Origin of the sequence: Pseudarthrobacter sp. NamE2 (assembly GCF_005796205.1) — a bacterium.
In the GTDB taxonomy this organism is placed as follows: domain Bacteria; phylum Actinomycetota; class Actinomycetes; order Actinomycetales; family Micrococcaceae; genus Arthrobacter.
Genome location: NZ_VAHN01000001.1, coordinates 64,986 through 82,480 on the forward strand (window position 1 = coordinate 64,986; position 17,495 = coordinate 82,480).

The 17,495-nt window shown below is 59.9% G+C and carries 14 protein-coding genes and 1 pseudogene; 7 read left to right on the plus strand and 8 right to left on the minus strand.

Annotated features, from left to right (window positions below; translation table 11 throughout):
- Positions 1-143 precede the first annotated feature (143 nt).
- The 4 genes from nrdH to nrdF all read left to right on the plus strand — a co-directional run bounded on the left by nrdH (position 144) and on the right by nrdF (position 4,173).
- Positions 144-389 (plus strand): glutaredoxin-like protein NrdH, encoded by a 246-nt coding sequence (gene nrdH, locus FDW83_RS00315; protein WP_013601222.1) that lies wholly within the window; start codon positions 144-146, stop codon positions 387-389.
- A gap of 109 nt (positions 390-498) precedes the next feature.
- Positions 499-969 carry a class Ib ribonucleoside-diphosphate reductase assembly flavoprotein NrdI gene (gene nrdI, locus FDW83_RS00320; protein WP_138136079.1) on the plus strand — a complete coding sequence of 157 codons (471 nt, stop codon included), beginning with the start codon at positions 499-501 and terminating at the stop codon, positions 967-969.
- A 20-nt stretch (positions 970-989) separates the two neighbouring features.
- Positions 990-3,110 (plus strand): class 1b ribonucleoside-diphosphate reductase subunit alpha, encoded by a 2,121-nt coding sequence (gene nrdE / locus FDW83_RS00325; protein WP_138136078.1) that lies wholly within the window; start codon positions 990-992, stop codon positions 3,108-3,110.
- Positions 3,111-3,198: 88 nt separating this feature from the next.
- Entirely contained in the window at positions 3,199-4,173 is a 975-nt protein-coding gene (gene nrdF / locus FDW83_RS00330) for a class 1b ribonucleoside-diphosphate reductase subunit beta (protein ID WP_138135644.1), read from the plus strand.
- A 5-nt stretch (positions 4,174-4,178) separates the two neighbouring features.
- On the opposite strand, the pseudogene FDW83_RS00335 reads toward nrdF, so the two are convergent.
- The 5 genes and pseudogenes from FDW83_RS00335 to FDW83_RS00355 form a co-directional block, all read right to left on the minus strand.
- A pseudogene (locus tag FDW83_RS00335) lies at positions 4,179-4,595 on the minus strand (integrase core domain-containing protein); the annotation flags it as partial.
- 529 nt (positions 4,596-5,124) lie between these two features.
- A complete protein-coding gene (locus FDW83_RS00340; RefSeq protein ID WP_138135645.1) occupies positions 5,125-5,889 on the minus strand; it encodes a YoaK family protein in 765 nt (254 codons plus the stop codon).
- Positions 5,890-6,167: 278 nt separating this feature from the next.
- Positions 6,168-6,740, minus strand: a complete 573-nt coding sequence (locus FDW83_RS00345; RefSeq protein ID WP_138135646.1) for a flavin reductase family protein — start codon at positions 6,738-6,740, stop codon at positions 6,168-6,170.
- A 2-nt stretch (positions 6,741-6,742) separates the two neighbouring features.
- On the minus strand, positions 6,743-7,789 hold the full coding sequence (locus FDW83_RS00350) for a methionine synthase (protein WP_138135647.1): 1,047 nt from the start codon (positions 7,787-7,789) through the stop codon (positions 6,743-6,745).
- 20 nt (positions 7,790-7,809) lie between these two features.
- Positions 7,810-8,802: a DUF1852 domain-containing protein gene (locus FDW83_RS00355; protein WP_138135648.1), complete on the minus strand. Its 993-nt coding sequence runs from the start codon at positions 8,800-8,802 to the stop codon at positions 7,810-7,812.
- A gap of 122 nt (positions 8,803-8,924) precedes the next feature.
- Between FDW83_RS00355 and FDW83_RS00360 the strand changes: the two genes are divergently transcribed.
- On the plus strand, positions 8,925-9,866 hold the full coding sequence (locus FDW83_RS00360; protein ID WP_138135649.1) for a LysR family transcriptional regulator: 942 nt from the start codon (positions 8,925-8,927) through the stop codon (positions 9,864-9,866).
- A 556-nt stretch (positions 9,867-10,422) separates the two neighbouring features.
- Here the strand turns inward: FDW83_RS00360 and FDW83_RS00365 are convergent.
- From FDW83_RS00365 to FDW83_RS00375, 3 genes are all read right to left on the minus strand, one after another.
- On the minus strand, positions 10,423-11,385 hold the full coding sequence (locus tag FDW83_RS00365) for a formylglycine-generating enzyme family protein (protein ID WP_138136080.1): 963 nt from the start codon (positions 11,383-11,385) through the stop codon (positions 10,423-10,425).
- 201 nt (positions 11,386-11,586) lie between these two features.
- Positions 11,587-13,383, minus strand: a complete 1,797-nt coding sequence (locus tag FDW83_RS00370) for a sulfatase-like hydrolase/transferase (protein ID WP_138135650.1) — start codon at positions 13,381-13,383, stop codon at positions 11,587-11,589.
- Between the two features lie 79 nt (positions 13,384-13,462).
- Positions 13,463-14,374 (minus strand): LysR substrate-binding domain-containing protein, encoded by a 912-nt coding sequence (locus FDW83_RS00375; RefSeq protein ID WP_138135651.1) that lies wholly within the window; start codon positions 14,372-14,374, stop codon positions 13,463-13,465.
- 53 nt (positions 14,375-14,427) lie between these two features.
- On the opposite strand from FDW83_RS00375, the gene FDW83_RS00380 reads away from it, so the two are divergent.
- Both FDW83_RS00380 and FDW83_RS00385 read left to right on the plus strand, forming a co-directional pair.
- The gene (locus FDW83_RS00380) at positions 14,428-15,870 is read left to right on the plus strand and encodes a sulfatase-like hydrolase/transferase (RefSeq protein ID WP_138135652.1); all 1,443 of its coding nucleotides are present in this window, start codon (positions 14,428-14,430) and stop codon (positions 15,868-15,870) included.
- Complete coding sequence (locus FDW83_RS00385; RefSeq protein ID WP_138135653.1) at positions 15,860-17,374, plus strand: arylsulfatase; 1,515 nt, start codon at positions 15,860-15,862, stop codon at positions 17,372-17,374. Before FDW83_RS00380 ends, FDW83_RS00385 begins: the two co-directional genes overlap by 11 nt.
- The last annotated feature ends 121 nt before the right edge of the window (positions 17,375-17,495 follow it).

The window sequence follows — 17,495 nt, forward strand, 5'->3', positions numbered from 1 at the left end:
GGATTAACGGTGCATTAAATGACATACTTGTAATACATCATCTTGGGGTTCCAAAGAGGCGTCTGCACTACATGTAGTATCGACATACAGCTTGGACGGGGACACCGGACCAGCGACGATTTCGACAAAAGGGGACAGCGACCATGACCGTAACGGTTTACACCAAGCCTGCTTGTGTTCAGTGCAACGCCACCTACCGTGCGCTCGACAAGAAGGGCATCACCTACCAGAGCGTTGACATCTCCCAGGACGCTGAGGCCCTCGAACGCCTGAAGGCACTGGGTTACATGCAGGCACCCGTTGTGGTCACCGACCAGGACCACTGGTCAGGCTTCCGTCCGGACAAGATCGAAGAACTGGCCCTTTCGGCCGTTTCCTCCGTGGCCTAGGAGCCCTGCTTTTCCTGCCGGCAACAACCATCAAGCTGAGGTGACTCCAATGGCAGCACCAACAGCACAGCAAGACCACACGGCTTCGCAAAGACACGCGGCTCAGCGCGTGGAGGTGTCCCCGCCGGCCCGTCCGCAGAATGATGCGGAACTGGTTCCAACCAGCAGCCAGCTCATCTATTTCTCCTCGGCTTCCGAGAACACCAGCCGCTTCGTCTCGAAGCTCGGCCGTGAGGCGGCCCGGATTCCGCTTTATCCAAGGGACGCACCCCTGCTCGCCACCCGGCCGTTCGTGCTGGTGGTGCCGACATATGGCGGCACCGGGGGAGAGGGATCCGTCCCCAGGCAGGTCATCAGGTTCTTGAACAACCCCCGCAACAGGGAGCTGCTTCGTGGGGTCATCGGTGCCGGCAACACAAATTTCGGGGACAACTACTGCCTGGCAGCGGACATCATTGCCGCCAAATGCCAGATACCCCATCTTTATCGATTCGAACTCATGGGAACGCCGGAAGACGTTGCCAGGGTCAACCAGGGATTGGACATGTTTTGGACACGACTGTCGCAGACACAGAAGTAACCAGGGCCCAGAAGCCCGAGTTGCCGGCCGCTTACAAGGGCCTGGGCTACCACGAGCTGAACGCCATGCTGAACCTGTACGGTCCCAGCGGCGAAATCCAGTTCGAGGCCGACCGTGAGGCCGCGCACCAGTACTTCCTGCAGCACGTCAACAACAACACCGTTTTCTTCCATGACCTGGAGGAGAAGCTCGACTACCTGGTGAAGAACCAGTACTACGAGCGCGAAACACTGGACCAGTACACGATGAACTTCATACGTGAACTGTTCAACCGTGCCTACAAGAAGAAGTTCCGGTTCGAAACCTTCCTGGGCGCCTTCAAGTTCTACACCTCGTACACGCTGAAGACGTTTGACGGCAAGCGCTACCTGGAGCGGTACGAGGACCGTGTCTGCATGGTGGCCCTCCACCTGGGCCGTGGCAACGAGGAACTGGCCACCCGCCTGGTGGACGAGATCATTGACGGCCGCTTCCAGCCGGCAACGCCCACGTTCCTCAACGCCGGCAAGGCCCAGCGCGGCGAGCTGGTCTCCTGCTTCCTGCTGCGCATCGAAGACAACATGGAGTCGATCGCCCGCGGCATCAACTCCGCACTGCAGCTCTCCAAGCGCGGCGGCGGCGTTGCCCTCTCGCTGACAAACATCCGCGAGCACGGCGCACCGATCAAGCAGATCGAGAACCAGTCCTCCGGCGTCATCCCCGTGATGAAGCTGCTCGAAGACAGCTTTTCCTACGCCAACCAGCTCGGTGCCCGCCAGGGCGCGGGTGCCGTCTACCTGCACGCCCACCACCCGGACATCTACCGGTTCCTGGACACCAAGCGGGAGAACGCGGACGAGAAGATCCGCATCAAGACCCTCTCCCTCGGCGTCGTCATCCCGGACATCACGTTCGAGCTGGCCAAGAAGAACGAGGACATGTACCTGTTCTCGCCGTACGACGTCGAGCGCGTCTACGGTGTGCCGTTCTCGGACGTCTCGGTCACCGAAAAGTACTACGAGATGGTGGACGATTCCCGTATCAAGAAGACCAAGATCAATGCGCGTGAGTTCTTCCAGACCCTCGCCGAGATCCAGTTCGAGTCCGGCTACCCGTACATCATGTTCGAGGACACCGTGAACCGGGCCAACCCGATTGCCGGCAAGATCACCATGAGCAACCTCTGCTCGGAGATCCTGCAGGTGTCCACGCCGTCCCTCTACAACGAGGACCTCACCTACCAGACCGTGGGCAAGGACATCTCCTGCAACCTCGGATCGATGAACATCGCCAAGACCATGGACTCCCCGGACTTCGGTGCTTCCATCGAGACGGCCATCCGCGCGCTTTCCGCGGTGTCCGACATGTCCTACATCAACTCGGTGCCGTCCGTGGCCGAGGGCAACGCGAAGAGCCACGCCATCGGCTTGGGCCAGATGAACCTGCACGGTTACCTGGCCCGCGAGCGGGTGCACTACGGCTCCGAAGAGGGCCTGGACTTCACCAACATCTACTTCTACACGGTGCTGTTCCACGCCCTGCGAGCCTCCAACAGGCTGGCCATTGAAACCGGGCAGAAGTTCGGCGGCTTCGAGAACTCCAAGTACGCATCGGGGGAGTTCTTCGACAAGTACATCGAGCAGGAGTGGGCTCCGGAGACGGCGCGTGTCCGCGAACTTTTCGCCGGCCACCGGATTCCCACCCAGGATGACTGGCGCGGGCTGAAGGCCTCCGTCATGGAGCACGGCATCTACAACCAGAACCTGCAGGCCGTGCCGCCCACGGGTTCGATCTCCTACATCAACAACTCGACCTCCTCCATCCACCCGGTGGCGGCCAAGATCGAGATCCGCAAGGAAGGCAAGATCGGACGCGTCTACTACCCGGCGCCGTACCTCACCAACGACAACCTGGACTACTACCAGGACGCGTACGAGATCGGCTACGAGAAGATCATCGACACCTACGCCGCTGCCACCCAGCACGTGGACCAGGGCCTGTCCCTGACGCTGTTCTTCAAGGACACCGCCACCACCCGCGAGATCAACAAGGCCCAGATCTACGCGTGGCGCAAGGGCATCAAGACGCTCTACTACATCCGCCTCCGCCAGCTCGCGCTGGAAGGGACCGAGGTGGAGGGCTGCGTCAGCTGCGCCCTATGACAACCGTTTCAGGTTGATTACGACGGCGGGCAACCGCCCGCCGTCGTACGCTTTAACTTAGAGAACAACCCAACAATGAGGGGATGACATGACCGAGAAGGTCAAGCTTCTGAGCCACGTCGAGGCCATCAACTGGAACCGCATCCAGGACGACAAGGACGTGGAGGTCTGGAACCGGCTCGTCAACAACTTCTGGCTGCCGGAAAAGGTGCCGCTGTCCAACGACGTCCAGTCCTGGAACACCCTGACGCCGGCCGAGCAGCAGCTCACCATGCGCGTCTTCACTGGTCTGACCCTGCTGGACACCATCCAGGGCACCGTCGGCGCCGTCTCCCTCATCCCCGATGCGCTGACCCCGCACGAGGAAGCCGTTTACACGAACATCGCGTTCATGGAGTCGGTGCACGCCAAGAGCTACTCGTCCATTTTCTCCACGCTGGCCTCCACCAAGGAGATCGACGAGGCGTTCCGCTGGTCCACCGAGAACGAGAACCTTCAGAAGAAGGCCCAGATCGTCATGGACTACTACCAGGGCGACGATCCCCTGAAGCGCAAAGTGGCTTCCACGCTGCTGGAGAGCTTCCTGTTCTACTCGGGCTTCTACCTGCCCATGTACTGGTCCTCACGCGCCAAGCTGACGAACACGGCCGACCTGATCCGCCTGATCATCCGCGACGAGGCCGTGCACGGCTACTACATCGGCTACAAGTTCCAGCGCGGACTGGAGACCTTGTCCGAGGAGCGCCGCCAGGAGATCAAGGACTACACGTTTGAGCTGCTCTTCGAACTGTACGAGAACGAGGTCCAGTACACGCACGATCTGTACGACGAAGTGGGCCTGGCTGAGGACGTCAAGAAGTTCCTGCACTACAACGCTAACAAGGCCCTGATGAACCTGGGCTACGAGGCGATGTTCCCGTCCTCCGTCACGGACGTAAACCCGGCAATCCTCTCGGCGCTGTCCCCGAACGCTGACGAGAACCACGACTTCTTCTCGGGGTCAGGTTCGTCCTACGTGATCGGCAAGGCCGTGAACACCGAAGACGAGGACTGGGACTTCTAGGTGTACTAACCCGGTTGGTTGGTGACGCGGCTGGCGGGTGAGGCGCCTTTTAGTGCGGTGTGAGGCCTGGCCTGATTGTAGTGCTCGATGAAGTCCTGGTAGCAGGCTTGGCGTTCGATTTCTGAGACGAAGGGCCGGGCGTAGGCCCACTCTTCCAGGAGGATGCGGTTGAAGCGTTCTACTTTTCCGTTCGTCTGCGGCCGGTAGGGTCTGGTGCGTTTGTGGCGGATCCCGGCTTCGGCCAAGACCTGGGCGAAGGCTTTGGACCGGTAGCAGGAACCGTTATCAGTGAGCACACGCTGGATCTTCACCCCTTTGGCGGAGAACGCCGCGATCGCGTTGCGCATGAAGGCTGCGGCAGTTTCTTTGGTCTCAGTTTCTTTGGTCTCGTCAGGCAAGATCTCGGAATAGACGTAGCGGGAAGCTTTTCCGGGGCTCAGTACTCCTCGGAGAGGCTGACAGTTGGCGTGCTGGACGAATGCCCGGTGGAGGGGAGTACACGCGGCCGCGGCTCCGCACGACTTCTCAACAGCAACGAGCATAGAAGGCACTTGCGCCGCTCACGACCCAAAGACCGTTTCCGGAGGCCAGCAATGCAGTTGCCTCCCACAAATTGGGACATCGACGGACTCGTGGGTGTCAGGTTGAGGTCATAGAACCCGCCGGCTGCTGTCGGGAAAGTAAGAATGCAACGCTACTCTGACACTTTCGAAAGTGTAGCCTGACGTCAGGTTGGGGTGTGCTCTAAGCGGAGGATATTCCGCCGGTCTGCCAGGTTTCCGGACTTAACGAGTTAAGGCGGTAACGGTATGGGCTCGACCAAACGAGGCCCCAGCAGTGATTCAAAAGGCAGGAAAGGGTAAGTCGAATACGCTTCGACTTACCCTTACCAGAGGCTACTGGCTTCGCTTGGTGGAGGCCACCCGTTCTTTGCCTCTTCGGCGCCTCCGCTCAGGTAGATAGACGGGAACGATGAATCCGGGCTCCCCATTGCCCCAGCAATGCCACAACAACTATCAGGGCTCCGGAAACGATCAAAGCAGGGCCGGCTCCGGCGCCGGCAAGCAGCGCGCCAAGAGCCGCCCCAAGAAGAAGCACAACAATCGCAGCACTTCTCCTGTTCAGCAATCCCTTGTGCCCCGTTACGAGGAAAAGCTCACCCGACAACGCGGTTAAGGTGGAGGTGACGACCACGGTTGTCATTTCCCGGACCGCGAGCTTTCGGGCTACACATGCCTGAATTCCCATAGCAGCTGCCGCCAATGAAGAGATGATCACTCGGACGTCGGTGGTGAGGTTATTATCGACCAGGGAGGCTAGGGCCCCGACGGAGCAAAGAAGGAGCCCGGCGACAAGCAGCAGCACCGTGATTGGCTGGCGCCATTCCGCAGATCGTTTTCTCAGTACCAGCCCGGTCACCGCGGCGCCGATTGAGAAACACACCATCGCTGTCAGAGGACCTAGCACTGGAAGCCCATCTGCTCCCGCCATGGCCATGCCCAGTATCACCACGTTCCCCGTCATGTTTCCGATGAAGACGTGGTCAAGGGCGAGATAACCGACTGCATCGACGATTCCAGTCCCAAAAGTCAGGACCATTAGGAGCCCAAGCAACTGCACATTCCAGCGCTTCTCGGCCAGGACCTGTGCTTCGTCTGCTTGATTACCAAGTCCGGCACTGGGTGCGGCAGATGGGGAATGTGGGGATGTGGTCATTTTTGAATCTCCTGAATGATTCTGAAGGGCTGCAGCATGGCGGGAGGTGTGACCGTCGTTAATTGTCCAAAGAACTCTGGACAATTACGCCGTTTTAACGCTTTCGGTGGGAGCTTCTTGAGGGCGAACCGAAGCGTCGCATGCGTGTAGAACAGGGTTGCATCCGAGCCGTTCAGGGAGTCGATGGACGCTCCGATGTTAACGAGTACGACGGTGGGAGTTGTGCTCCCGCCGTCGTGAGCCGTTCGGCTTGCTGCCTGGCATTTTTGGCGCGGCGCTCAGCCTTCAAGCTTGGAATCTTCGCCCAGACGGTGCCATGAACGGTTGTGGTAGACCAGAGCGTCGCCGGGTTCGCCCGCTTGGACGTCACGCATCACGCGGGACTCTAGGGCGTGAACGGCGATGATTGTGGAGGTCCCCATCTCCATGCGATTGATGACGGCGCAGCGCACCCAGGCGCGGACATCGTCATACACCGCTTCGCCGGTTGCAAGGGCCGACCAGCGGTGCGTCTGGTCAAAGCGGTCGGCGCCGGGGGTCGCTCCAAACTTCGCCAAGTGGACGTCGTGCGCGTCCAGCAGGTGCACGACGACGGTTTCGGCGCGCGAAAGCACCTCGGACGCAGAGGATAGTGCCGAGACCGAGAAAATCAGCAACGGAGGTTCCGCACTCACTGACACGACCGACGATACCGTCAGTGCCACCGGTCCTTCGCCGGCATCCGCGGTGATGACGGCGACTCCTCCTGGGTGGCCACGGAACAGTGCTTTGAATTCGTCGGCCGAGAGGGAGGGCGGGAAGCTTTGCTTCGGAGCTTCGAGCCAAGTGTCTGCGGGGTAGGCGTGAAACATCGTTATGACACTTTGGGTGCGGAGCGGTCGAGTTCCTCGCGAATGATGTTCGTCCCTGCGCTGAGAGCACTCAGCTTGGCCAGTGCGACGTCCCGGGGGAACGGTGCCATGCCGCAGTTAGAGCTGGGGATGAGCTTGTCCGCATCAACGAACTGCAGGGCCTTGCGGAGGGTGTTGGCGACGTCCTCCGGGGTCTCGATGGTCTCGCTTGCGACGTCGATTGCCCCGAGCATGACTTTCTTGCCGCGGAGGAGCTCGATGAGGTCCATGGGCACGTGGGAGTTCTGGCATTCCAGCGAGATGATATCGATGCTGGAGCTCTGCAGCAGCGGGAACGATTCCTCGTACTGCCGCCACTGTGAGCCGAGCGTCGCCTTCCAGTCAGTATTCGCCTTGATCCCGTAGCCGTAGCAGATATGCACGGCGGTCTCCGCACGCAGCCCTTCTGCCGCTCTCTCAAGCGCAGCCACGCCCCAGTCCTTGACCTCATCGAGGAAGACATTGAACGCGGGCTCGTCGAACTGGATGATGTCCACGCCGGCCGCCTCTAGTTCTTTCGCCTCCTGGTTCAGGATCGTGGCGAACTCCCAGGCCAGCTTCTCGCGGCTCTTGTAGTGGTCATCGTAGAGCGTGTCCACCATCGTCATTGGACCGGGAAGAGTCCATTTGATCGGCCGGTCGGTGGCTGCGCGGAGGAACATCGCGTCTCGGACGAATACCGGCCGCTCGCGGCGCACCGCTCCGACGACGGTCGGCACGCTCGCGTCGTAGCGATCGCGGATGCGCACGGTCTTGCGCTGTTCAAAGTCGACCCCGCTGAGATGTTCGATGAAGGTCGTGACGAAATGCTGGCGGGTTTGCTCGCCGTCGCTGACGATGTCGATGCCGCGTCGGCTCTGCTCGTGGATGGCAATGCGCAGCGCATCCTGCTTGCCCTCGAGCAGCGCATTTCCCTCCAGCTTCCACGGGGACCAAAGAGTCTCCGGCTGTGCGAGCCACGATGGTTTCGGCAGGCTTCCGACAACGGTGGTGGGCAAAAGTGTGTTCATGATTGACGATTCTCCGTGGGTCAGTTGACGAGAGCGGGGTAGTTGGCGGTCCACTGGTCCAACAGATCCTTGTGGGGCGTGATGAAGTGCTCCTCCGTGTACTTCGCCTGCGTGATCGCGAGCTGACTGCGCTCGACGCGGTCGTAAGCGATCTGGGTCCGCGAGTAATCCTGCTCTCCCAGGCTCGGCTGGTAGACGGGGCCGGCGGCGGAGTTCGCGTTGTAGATCTCCGGGCGGTAGATCTTCTGGAACGTCTCCATGGTGCTGATCGTGCCGATGAGCTGCAGGTTGGAGTAGTCGTTGAGCAGGTCGCCGCGGAAATAGAAGGCGAGCGGCGCAACGCTGCCGCGTGGCATGAAGTAGCGAACCTGCAGCCCCATCTTTCCGAAGTATGCGTCCGTCAGCGAGAACTCGTCCTGCTGGTACTCGACGCCCAGGACTGGGTGACGGTTCCCCGTTCGCCGGTACGTCTTGCTCGTGGAGACGCTGATGCACACCACTGGCGGCTGCGGGAAGCGTTCCTGGCATTCCGGGGAATCGAGGAAGTGCTGGAACAGTTTGCCGTGAAGATCGCCGAAGTCCTCGGGAACGGTGGGCTTGCCTGAGTCCCCTGCTGCCGCTGGCAGTACGACGCTGAAGTCGAAGTCACGGACGTAGGAGGAGAAGTTGTTCCCGACGATCCCGTGGTGGCGGACCCCGTTCAGCTGGTCGACGATCTGGATGTCGAGAACCTCGAACAGCGGGAACTGCTGATCCGTGCCTTCCGCAGTGAACTGTATCTGCACGGAGACGATCTCAAGCTCGAGCGTGTAACGGTCCCGGTCTGGGTTGTCCCAGCCTGCGAGGTCGTTGAAGCGGCGCCGCATCATGGTCAAGGCGTTGCGGAGGTTCTCCTGGCGGTGCTCGCCCCGTGCCAGGTTGGCGAAATTCGTCGTGATCCGGGAGCCTTCCGACGGGGAGTAGTCCTCGTTGAAGCGGGTCGTGGTGATGCTGAAGGTGAAGTCGTCTGCCATGCGTTGCCAATCCGTTGATGATGGGCCGGAGACGGCCTTTCAGAAGGGGATGTATCCATGTTGCAGCCTTCCGGAGGTATCGAGTAACTAGGGGTTTCTATGCACTCATATAGAATTTTCCTATGCCACAGCTTTCGAGCGGACTGACCCTGCAGCAGCTCCGCTACTTCATAGAAGTTGCAGCTGAGGGGTCGATCTCCGCGGCTGCCGATCTTCTCTACGTAGCGCAGCCGACAATGTCCGCAGCGATGAAGGACCTTGAGGCCCGGGTGGGCCGTGCGCTCCTGCTTCGCTCCGCCCGCGGGGTCACCCTCACCGCCGACGGGGTAGAGTTCCTCGGCTATGCGAGGCAGGTCGTCGAGCAGTTCGCTCTCCTCGAGCAGCGCTACCTTGGTAGGCCACCGACGCGACGTCTGCTCGGGGTGTCAACGCAGCACTACTCGTTCGCGGTGGACGCCTTCGTCCGGATGGTCAAGGCCACTGAGGTGGCCGAATACGAGTTCTCGCTGCGTGAGTCCCGCACCTGGGACATCATCGAGGATGTCCGGACGCTCCGCAGCGAGATAGGCATCCTCTACCGGAACGATTTCAACCGGAAGATCATCGACAAGCTACTCCGGGAATCCGGGCTCGCGTTCACTCCGCTTTTCCTCGCCGAACCGCACATTTTCATTTCACGGAACAACCCGCTCGCCTCAAAAGAGCGTGCGACTCTCGCCGATCTCGCCGGCTTGCCGCGGCTAACCTTCGATCAAGGTGCGAACAACTCTTTTTACTTCGCCGAGGAGATTCTCTCCACCTTGTCCAGTAAGCAGGAGATCCGAGTCTCTGACCGTGCGACGATCTTCAACCTCATGATCGGGCTCCACGGCTACACGATCTCGACGGGCATCATCAGCGGGCAGCTCGACCCGGAGATCGTCGCCATCCCGCTCGACGTTGACGAACGCATCGAGATCGGCTGGATCGGCCACGCCGCGATTCCGCTTACCGACCAAGCGCAGCGCTACCTCAGGGAATTGCGGGCCGTCGTCGCTGAGTTCGGCGTAGCGCTACTCGACTGACTGCAGTTAAGCGGGCGGTCTTTACCCCTTCGGTGATTGGACGTGTTTGTTGCAGCCGAGCGGGTTGCTGGTATCGCACATGCCCGTCGCCGTCGTTGGCATGACCGGTGCGGACGCCAGCGAGGAAACCGGCCTGTTCCAGGTGGTGACGATCCAGCCCGGGGACATCACGCAGGGCTTGTAAGGCTGCGGTGCCGTACTGCGCAATCAAGTTTCTACTTCCCGGAGTGGCGTCAGAATGATGTCAATTTCCCGCATTATTGACGCCTACTCACGATGTTCTCAGACTCCACTCTGACAGTCCGGATGGGAAGGAAACCAAGGTAACTGTCCCGAGACACGCGAAAAAGTCCAAGGAATCCGGATTTGTTGAATCCGGTTGGGGCAAGCGGTGGCGATGTCACATGCTGTTACTCGCGGGCTGCTGAGAACAAGCCCGTAGCTCCGCGCGTAGGCGACATTTGCCCTTCTCAAGTGGCCTTGACGTCAGGTTTGGGTGTGCCCTAATGGGCTCCCTCCTCGCTTTGGGGCGGCCTTGAAGCAGCAACTGAGCGATTTATGGTTCATCTCCGCTGGCTGCAACAGTGCGGAAGCCACAGTTACCCGAGGAGGAGTCTGGTGTGTTGGAGGTGCGGGCCGCGACCCGGTAGCGGTTACAGTACGAGTCGTGGCACAGGTAGGAGCCGCCGCGCATGACGCGCCCGGCCCCAATACTTGGCCCTAGTGGATTATCTGTGGGGGAGTTGCGGTAATACTTCGGCAAGAACCAGTCGCCACACCATTCCCAGACGTTTCCGGCCATCTCGTACAGCCCGTAACCGTTTGGCGGAAAGGATTTTGTTGGGGCGGTGCCCAGATGCCCGTCGTCGCGCGTGTTGATTTTCGGGAATGTCCCTTGCCAGATATTGCAACGGTGTTCCCCGCCGGGGGTCAGGTCATTACCCCAGCAGTACCGCATGCCCTCCAGCCCTCCTCTGGCCGCATATTCCCATTCTGCTTCTGTGGGCAGTCGGCGCCGAGCCCAGGCGCAGTAGGCAAGGGCATCGTGATGAGAGACATGGACCACTGGGTGATTTTCGATGTCCTCCCAACTCGAGGACGGCCCTGCGGGATGTGCCCAATTGGCACCCCGCACGTTCAGCCACCATGGCGCGCCGGCAGCGGCACCGAGAATGTCGCGGGGTTGGGCCCGAACCAGCATATGGAACACGGCTGAAGTTCCATACTGTTCCGCCTCGGTACAGTATCCAGTTTCTCTGATGAAGTCAGCAAACATGCTGTTGGTCACAGGAGTCGCGTCAATCCTGAACCCGTCCAGCTTCACCTCGTGCACCGGAGTCTCGCCGTCCGAGGGATAGCCCTCTGCGAAGGCATCACCCATGGCGAAGCGGCCGCCGCTAAGGCCGACGTCCTGGTGCCTTGCACCCTGCAGGGAGCGTGTCTGGCGAAGAACACGGGGCTGTCGCGTTTTTATAAGGGGTTCCCTCGGCGATGAGCAGCAGTTTGTAGTGTTGCTCATTGGTGAGTCACCGGATGAATTGGCGTTTGACGTTGGGTCCATATCGCCTCCATCACTTTGCATGTCAGTAAGACGGCCTCGCAACCTTCATCAGAAATCTGGTACTCGATAGCCCTAAGTTTGTCTGGGCCCTTTCAGTTTAAGGGGAAGGGACGTCACTGAGTGAAGGTGCCCATATTGCGATGCCTCTTCCGCTAGCTATTAGGGGGGTTCCGGCATGTCCCTTGAGGATGCAGCCGATCTCAGTTCCACTGCCACTTGTTGGAGGGTTGGCCAGCTGATCGTTCCTCGCAGTGCGACTGTAGCGCGGTAGAGGGAAACTGGGCCGGAGATCCGGGGAAAGAGCCCTGTGAGGAGTTTGCGGTCAAGGTACCGTTCCAAAATGGCACGGGTTGCCGGGTCGGCGAGCAGGTCTGCGATTGGCGTGTGAACGCTTGGCGTCCCGGCGGGGAAGTGACTGGGCGGTAAGAAGGTGAATTCCGGTTTTTGCCTTGCGCAGCTTAGGTGTTCTTTTCCCACTGGTCCCTCTTCGGGAAGACCCAGCCGCTCGAACTGGCTGCGGGGTGAGTCGTTGCGCTTCAGGAGATCCACGAGGGCTTTGCACATCCGTAGCTCCAGGTCTTCGTCCAAGAGCGGCGTCGTTTGGTGAGGGTCCGTTTTGAGGTCAAACAGGAGTGTGCCCAGCGAGCGGGGGTTTCCCATGGTTGCCGCGGGGGAGCGCAGAACGGGGCAGCCTTTGGTGAAGGTAAACGGTTGGGCGAGTTCGGCCCCGGAGAGTTCGTGCAAGGTGAAGAAGCCGCGCATGTGGGTTGGCATGAGCGTGTGTTCGTGCAGCGGAGAGTTGTCCGGGCTGGTGCATGTGCGCATGTACACGTACCTTCCGTCCGTAATATTGACCTGGCCTCCGAAGGCACCGAACAAAACGAAGTCGTGGGCTGGTCTTTCATTCCGCAGAACCGAAGGCAGGGAGATACCCTGCATATCCGATGTTGGCTCTAGGCCAAAGTGTTCCAAGAGTGTAGGCGCTATATCGATCGTCTGGACGAGCCCGTTGTGGCGGGATCCGGCCCTCCCGGAGGAAGGATCCCAAAGGAATAGCGGGGTGTGGATGACTTCCTCGTACCACGGCTGAACGCTCTTACCCCACCATCCGTGTTCGCCCAGGAAAAACCCGTGGTCGGTGCACACAATGAGCAGCGTGTCCTCCCACATCGAATACTCGTCCATGAGGTCCAGCACCCGGCCCAATGACTGGTCGCAGAGTTCGGTCAGTGCCGAGTACCGGTTACGGACATGGTTGCGCACCCGATTGTCTTCGATGTCCTCCATGTATTCCGGCCATTCGTACTCCGGACCGGTGTAGCTGGGATCGTCGTATTTCGCATTCAAGTCAGGCGTGCTGAAAAACGGTTCGTGGGGGTCGAACGTTTCCACCTGGATCATCCAGCGGTCCTGGAGGTGGTTGGTGCGGATGAACTCCTCGGCTGCATCAAAGGTCCGGATCTGAGGGTGGTCGGCGAATTCTGCCATGTACTTGCGGTTGATCTGGTCCTGCCGCCAGGTGCCTAACCGGTGAACACGCAAGTCGTTGGCGGGCGGCGGATCAGCGACCTCACCTTTCCAGGGGTCCCCCTGCTGCCCCCGGATCAATGAGTAGGTCGAGTAACGCGTGTGGTACGTAGCTCCGCCATCCTCCCAGTAATGCATGTGATCCGTCGCCAGGTGGGTGTGCACGCCGGCAGCCCGCAGCATCTCCGGAACAGAGTCATCAAAAGGCTCCATTGGCCCCCACCCCCGGTGCAGGAAGTTGTATCGGCCGGTATGGAGCTCCCTCCTCGCCGGCATACAGGGCATACTCCCGGCGTAGGACGTTTCCATGGTGACAGTTCGGCGGGCCAACCGGGCGAAGTTGGGCGTGCTCACAGGGGTCTCGGCGTTGTATGCGGGAAGGTACTCCCGGTTCAGGCTATCGAACATAACAACTATGGCGCGTGTCATCGTCCTCCCTCATCCGAAATGTGAATGAGATTGCTGATGTCAGCAGTACCTCGAATCATGGCAGTGCCAGCGGATAGGTTCAAGGTGCCGGGTCGGCCAGTGTCCAGTTCCCGGCCCCATCGGCTACTACTTCGACCAGTTTGGCAACGACCGGAGAGTCGTGCCAGCGACGGTGGGCGAACCAGAGTGACGCACCGATATCACGAGGGTCCAAAGGGACGGACTTCACTCCAACCCGGGTGATGGAGGCGTGTGATGCCGATTGGATGCATATGCCTACGCCTCCGGCAACGAGCGCCAGTTGTGCTTCCAAGGTATCGCCAAAAGCCTCAATGTTCGGCTGGAAGCCATGCTCTCGACAGGCATCAATGATCAGGTCATAAAACGATGAGCCAAAGTGCCGGTGCCAGAGAACGTAATTTTCTTCGCTCAGCTCTGCAAGGGAGACGAGGGAGCGGCCCGCCAGCCGGTGGTGGTTCGGGAAGAAGACAACGAATGATTCATCCAGGAGCTTCACTGTCCGGATCGATCGCTGGTTCGCAACACGCCTCAGAATCGCGGCGTCAAGTGCTCCTGTGAGGATGGCATGCTCTTGCGATGTGCTATCGCGGAAGTGCCTTAACTCGATCACGCTGGTGGGTGAAGTAATCCGAAATCTCCGGATGATCTCCGGCAGCGGTCCGTTGAGACCTGCCCCCAAGGAACCGATGACAATCCGACCCGCACGTCCTGCCTTGTAGTCCTGGAGGAGAAGCTCCGCCCTGTCCGCCGTTGCCAGCGTTTGTCTCGCTGGCTCCAGAAACAACGTGCCAGCTTCAGTAAGGCTGATCTCCCGGCTCGTGCGAACCACCAGCTGGGTGCCAAGAGAAATCTCCAGTTTCTGCAGCTGCTGGCTCAGCGCTGACTGCGATATCCGCAAACGGGCGGCCGCTCTCCCAAAATGCAATTCATCAGCCAAAACGCTGAAGATTTCGAGCTGGCGCAGCTGCATAAGTAAAGCTTATCGGAAGAGTAGCTTGACCGCGTTGTTCTGCAAATTCGCCGGTGTTTGAATGGAATATGCGGGCCAGCCAGCAGCTTTCGCGCCCCAACATCGTCCTTATCTTGGCCGATGACATGGGTTATGGCGACTTTGGATTCGTAAATGGTCAGCTGAATTCCACCCCGGAACTCGATTCTCTTGCATCTGACTCGCTCGTCTTCACCCAGCACTACTCAGCTTCCCCAGTTTGTGCCCCCGCCCGTGCTGCCTTCCTCACCGGCCGCTATCCACAGCGGACTGGCGTGATCGATACTTTAGAGGCGCGGGGGACGGACAGACTTTCCCTTGCCGAAGTCACTCTGGCCGCTGCCCTGCGGGCCAGCGGTTACCGAACAGGCCTGATAGGAAAATGGCACACGGGGGCGATCGGGGAGGCGTATGCCCCCGGAGAGCGGGGCTTTGAGGAATTTGTCGGGTTCCGTGGTGGTTGGCAGGACTACTGGCAATGGAACCTGGAAGTGCAGGGGAAACGTCTACATCCGGATGGCAGGTATCTCACTGACGTCCTTGCGGACGAGTCGGTGGAGTTCATCCAACGCCATGCCGGTGAGCCGTTTTTTCTCCATGTGGCCTTTAACGCCCCTCACTTTCCGTTCCAAGCCCCGAGCGAGCTCATCGGAAGGCATCGTTCGGCGGCCCCGAACGAGGTGGTCGCGACCATCTACGCCATGGTTGAGGCGATGGATCGAGGGGTTGGACGGATTAGGCAGGCGCTGGTGGATGCGGGCCTTTCAGACAAAACCATATTCCTGTTCACCAGCGACAACGGACCGGACCATGGTGGAGAAGGCGTCCATTCGGCGGCCAGATTTAACGCCGGCCTGAAGGGCGCGAAGCAATACGTTTACGACGGCGGCATCCGGCTTCCGCTCATTCTGCACTGGCCCGAGGGCGTCACTCCAGGGAGCACAAACCAATTCGCCCATTTCGTTGACTGGTACCCCACTCTTCTGGGAGTAGCTGGAGCAGAAAACCCGAGCGGCTTGCCCCTTGATGGTCAGGACTTGCGCCCTGTCTTTACCGGTTCAAAAGTGGAATACGGCCCCCGCTTCTGGCAGTGGACCCGCTACCAACCCATGTTGGCGTCGAACGCGGCGATGCGGGACGGGCGCTGGAAACTGGTTCACCCGGCCCTCGCCGGAACTCTGGATCTGGATCCGGAGGACGAGAGGATCGATGCTGAAATAAAGGTCCGCCCAGAGCTCTATCCAGAACCTGTCAACGGGCCTCCCAGCGTACGTTCGCTGCCTGAACCAGGGCCCGTCCAACTTTTCGACATCAGCGAGGACGAGTGGGAGCGGCACGACGTCGCCGCTCGCTATCCCACTGTTGTGGCTCGGATGGAAGCAGAACTGAACCGATGGTTCGAGTCGGTGGAAGCCGAGCGGAGCAACACTCATCGGGGCGAGCAATGGGGAGGGAGAGGGGATAGCCATGAACAGTAAGACGAGACCAAATGTCGTTCTCGTCCTGGCCGATGACCTTGGCTGGGGGGACCTCAGTTGCTATGGAGCGCACAGGATCGCGACGCCGAACATAGATTCACTTGCGGCCGAAGGGGTTCGGCTAACGGACGCCCATGCAGCGTCTGCGGTTTGCACGCCCAGCCGATATTCCCTTCTGACAGGCCGGTACAGTTGGCGCAGCCCGCTGAAAAAAGGGGTGCTGATGGGTCACGGTCCTGCTCTGATTGAGCCCTTCCGGGGCACCCTCGCATCAGTGCTGAAAACTGCAGGATATGCCACCGCAGCAATCGGTAAATGGCATTTGGGACTGGGGTGGAAACATTTTGATGGCACTACGTGGGATGCCTTCAGCGGTTCAGATCCCCTTGAATACCAGCTTGGCGATCCTCTCGTGAAGCATCGGGACATGGATTGGGACTCCGGCGTTGACATTGATTACTCGAAGCCCTTCACTGGAGGCCCGCTTGAACTGGGTTTCGATCAGTTCTTTGGCATTGCCGGTTCCCTCAACATGCCGCCCTATGCTTTTTTGCAGCAGGACCGTACGGTGGGGGTTCCGAGGCGGAAGAAGAGGCGCTTCCTGCCCAGTCAGCGGCCTGGTTTTGAATCCGATGATTGGGACGAACGTGAAGTGGACCTCCGGTTCACGGCGGAAGCGGTCCACTTCATCCGGCGCCAGGACGGCAAAAGTCCATTCTTCCTGTATTTCGCTCCTTCGGCCCCGCACCGGCCCCAGGTCCCCCCTGCGTTCCTTAGAGGTTCTTCGCAGGCTGGACCCCGCGGTGATTCGGTCGTTTTTGTTGACTGGATGGTGGGTGAGCTGGGTAATGCCCTTGGCGAGGCCGGCCTTCTCGATAACACCCTCTTCATATTTACCAGCGATAACGGAGCTCCGACCATCTTCCCTGATGACGGAGACACTCAAGTGCACCGGGCAAATGGCCCTTGGCGAGGGCAAAAAGGCGATGCCTGGGACGGCGGTCATCGGGAGCCCCTGATTGCCCGATGGCCGGGAACAATAAACCGGGGGGTGGTGGGTAACTCGCCTTTCGGTCTCATTGATCTCCTCCCCAGTATCGCGGCCCTCCTGGATTTGGAGCTGCCCGCTACTGCTGCCCCCGACGGCGTCGATCGCTCTGCCGTCCTGCTGGGGGCTTCCGCTGATGAGGAGGTGCCGCTTGTTCTGCACAGCATGGGCGGGGCCTTCTCAATCCTTCGCGGACGGTGGAAAGCCATCTTCGCCACGGGATCGGGGGGCGGGCTTTCGGAGCCCCAGGGCAACAACCTCAGCCCGGACCGCCCTGTCGGCCAACTGTACGACGTGGTGCAGGACCCTTCGGAAACGACAGATCTTTGGAAAGAGCACCTCGATGTCGTAACCGACCTCTATGCAGCCCTCGTTGAGATCGCTGGTACCGACAGCGGTTTTCCCTTGGGGGTCACGTTTACAGAATCTTCCCCCGCTCGCGGGCCAAGCAGCTGAGAAGGAGAGAAACATTCGACCCTCACCTGACAAATCTTGCGTGCAACGTTACCCATCCCAAAACATGCTGCGTCTGGCAGGTTCTTTGAAAGCTTAGTTGCCTGGGGCGCGAGCGAAGAGT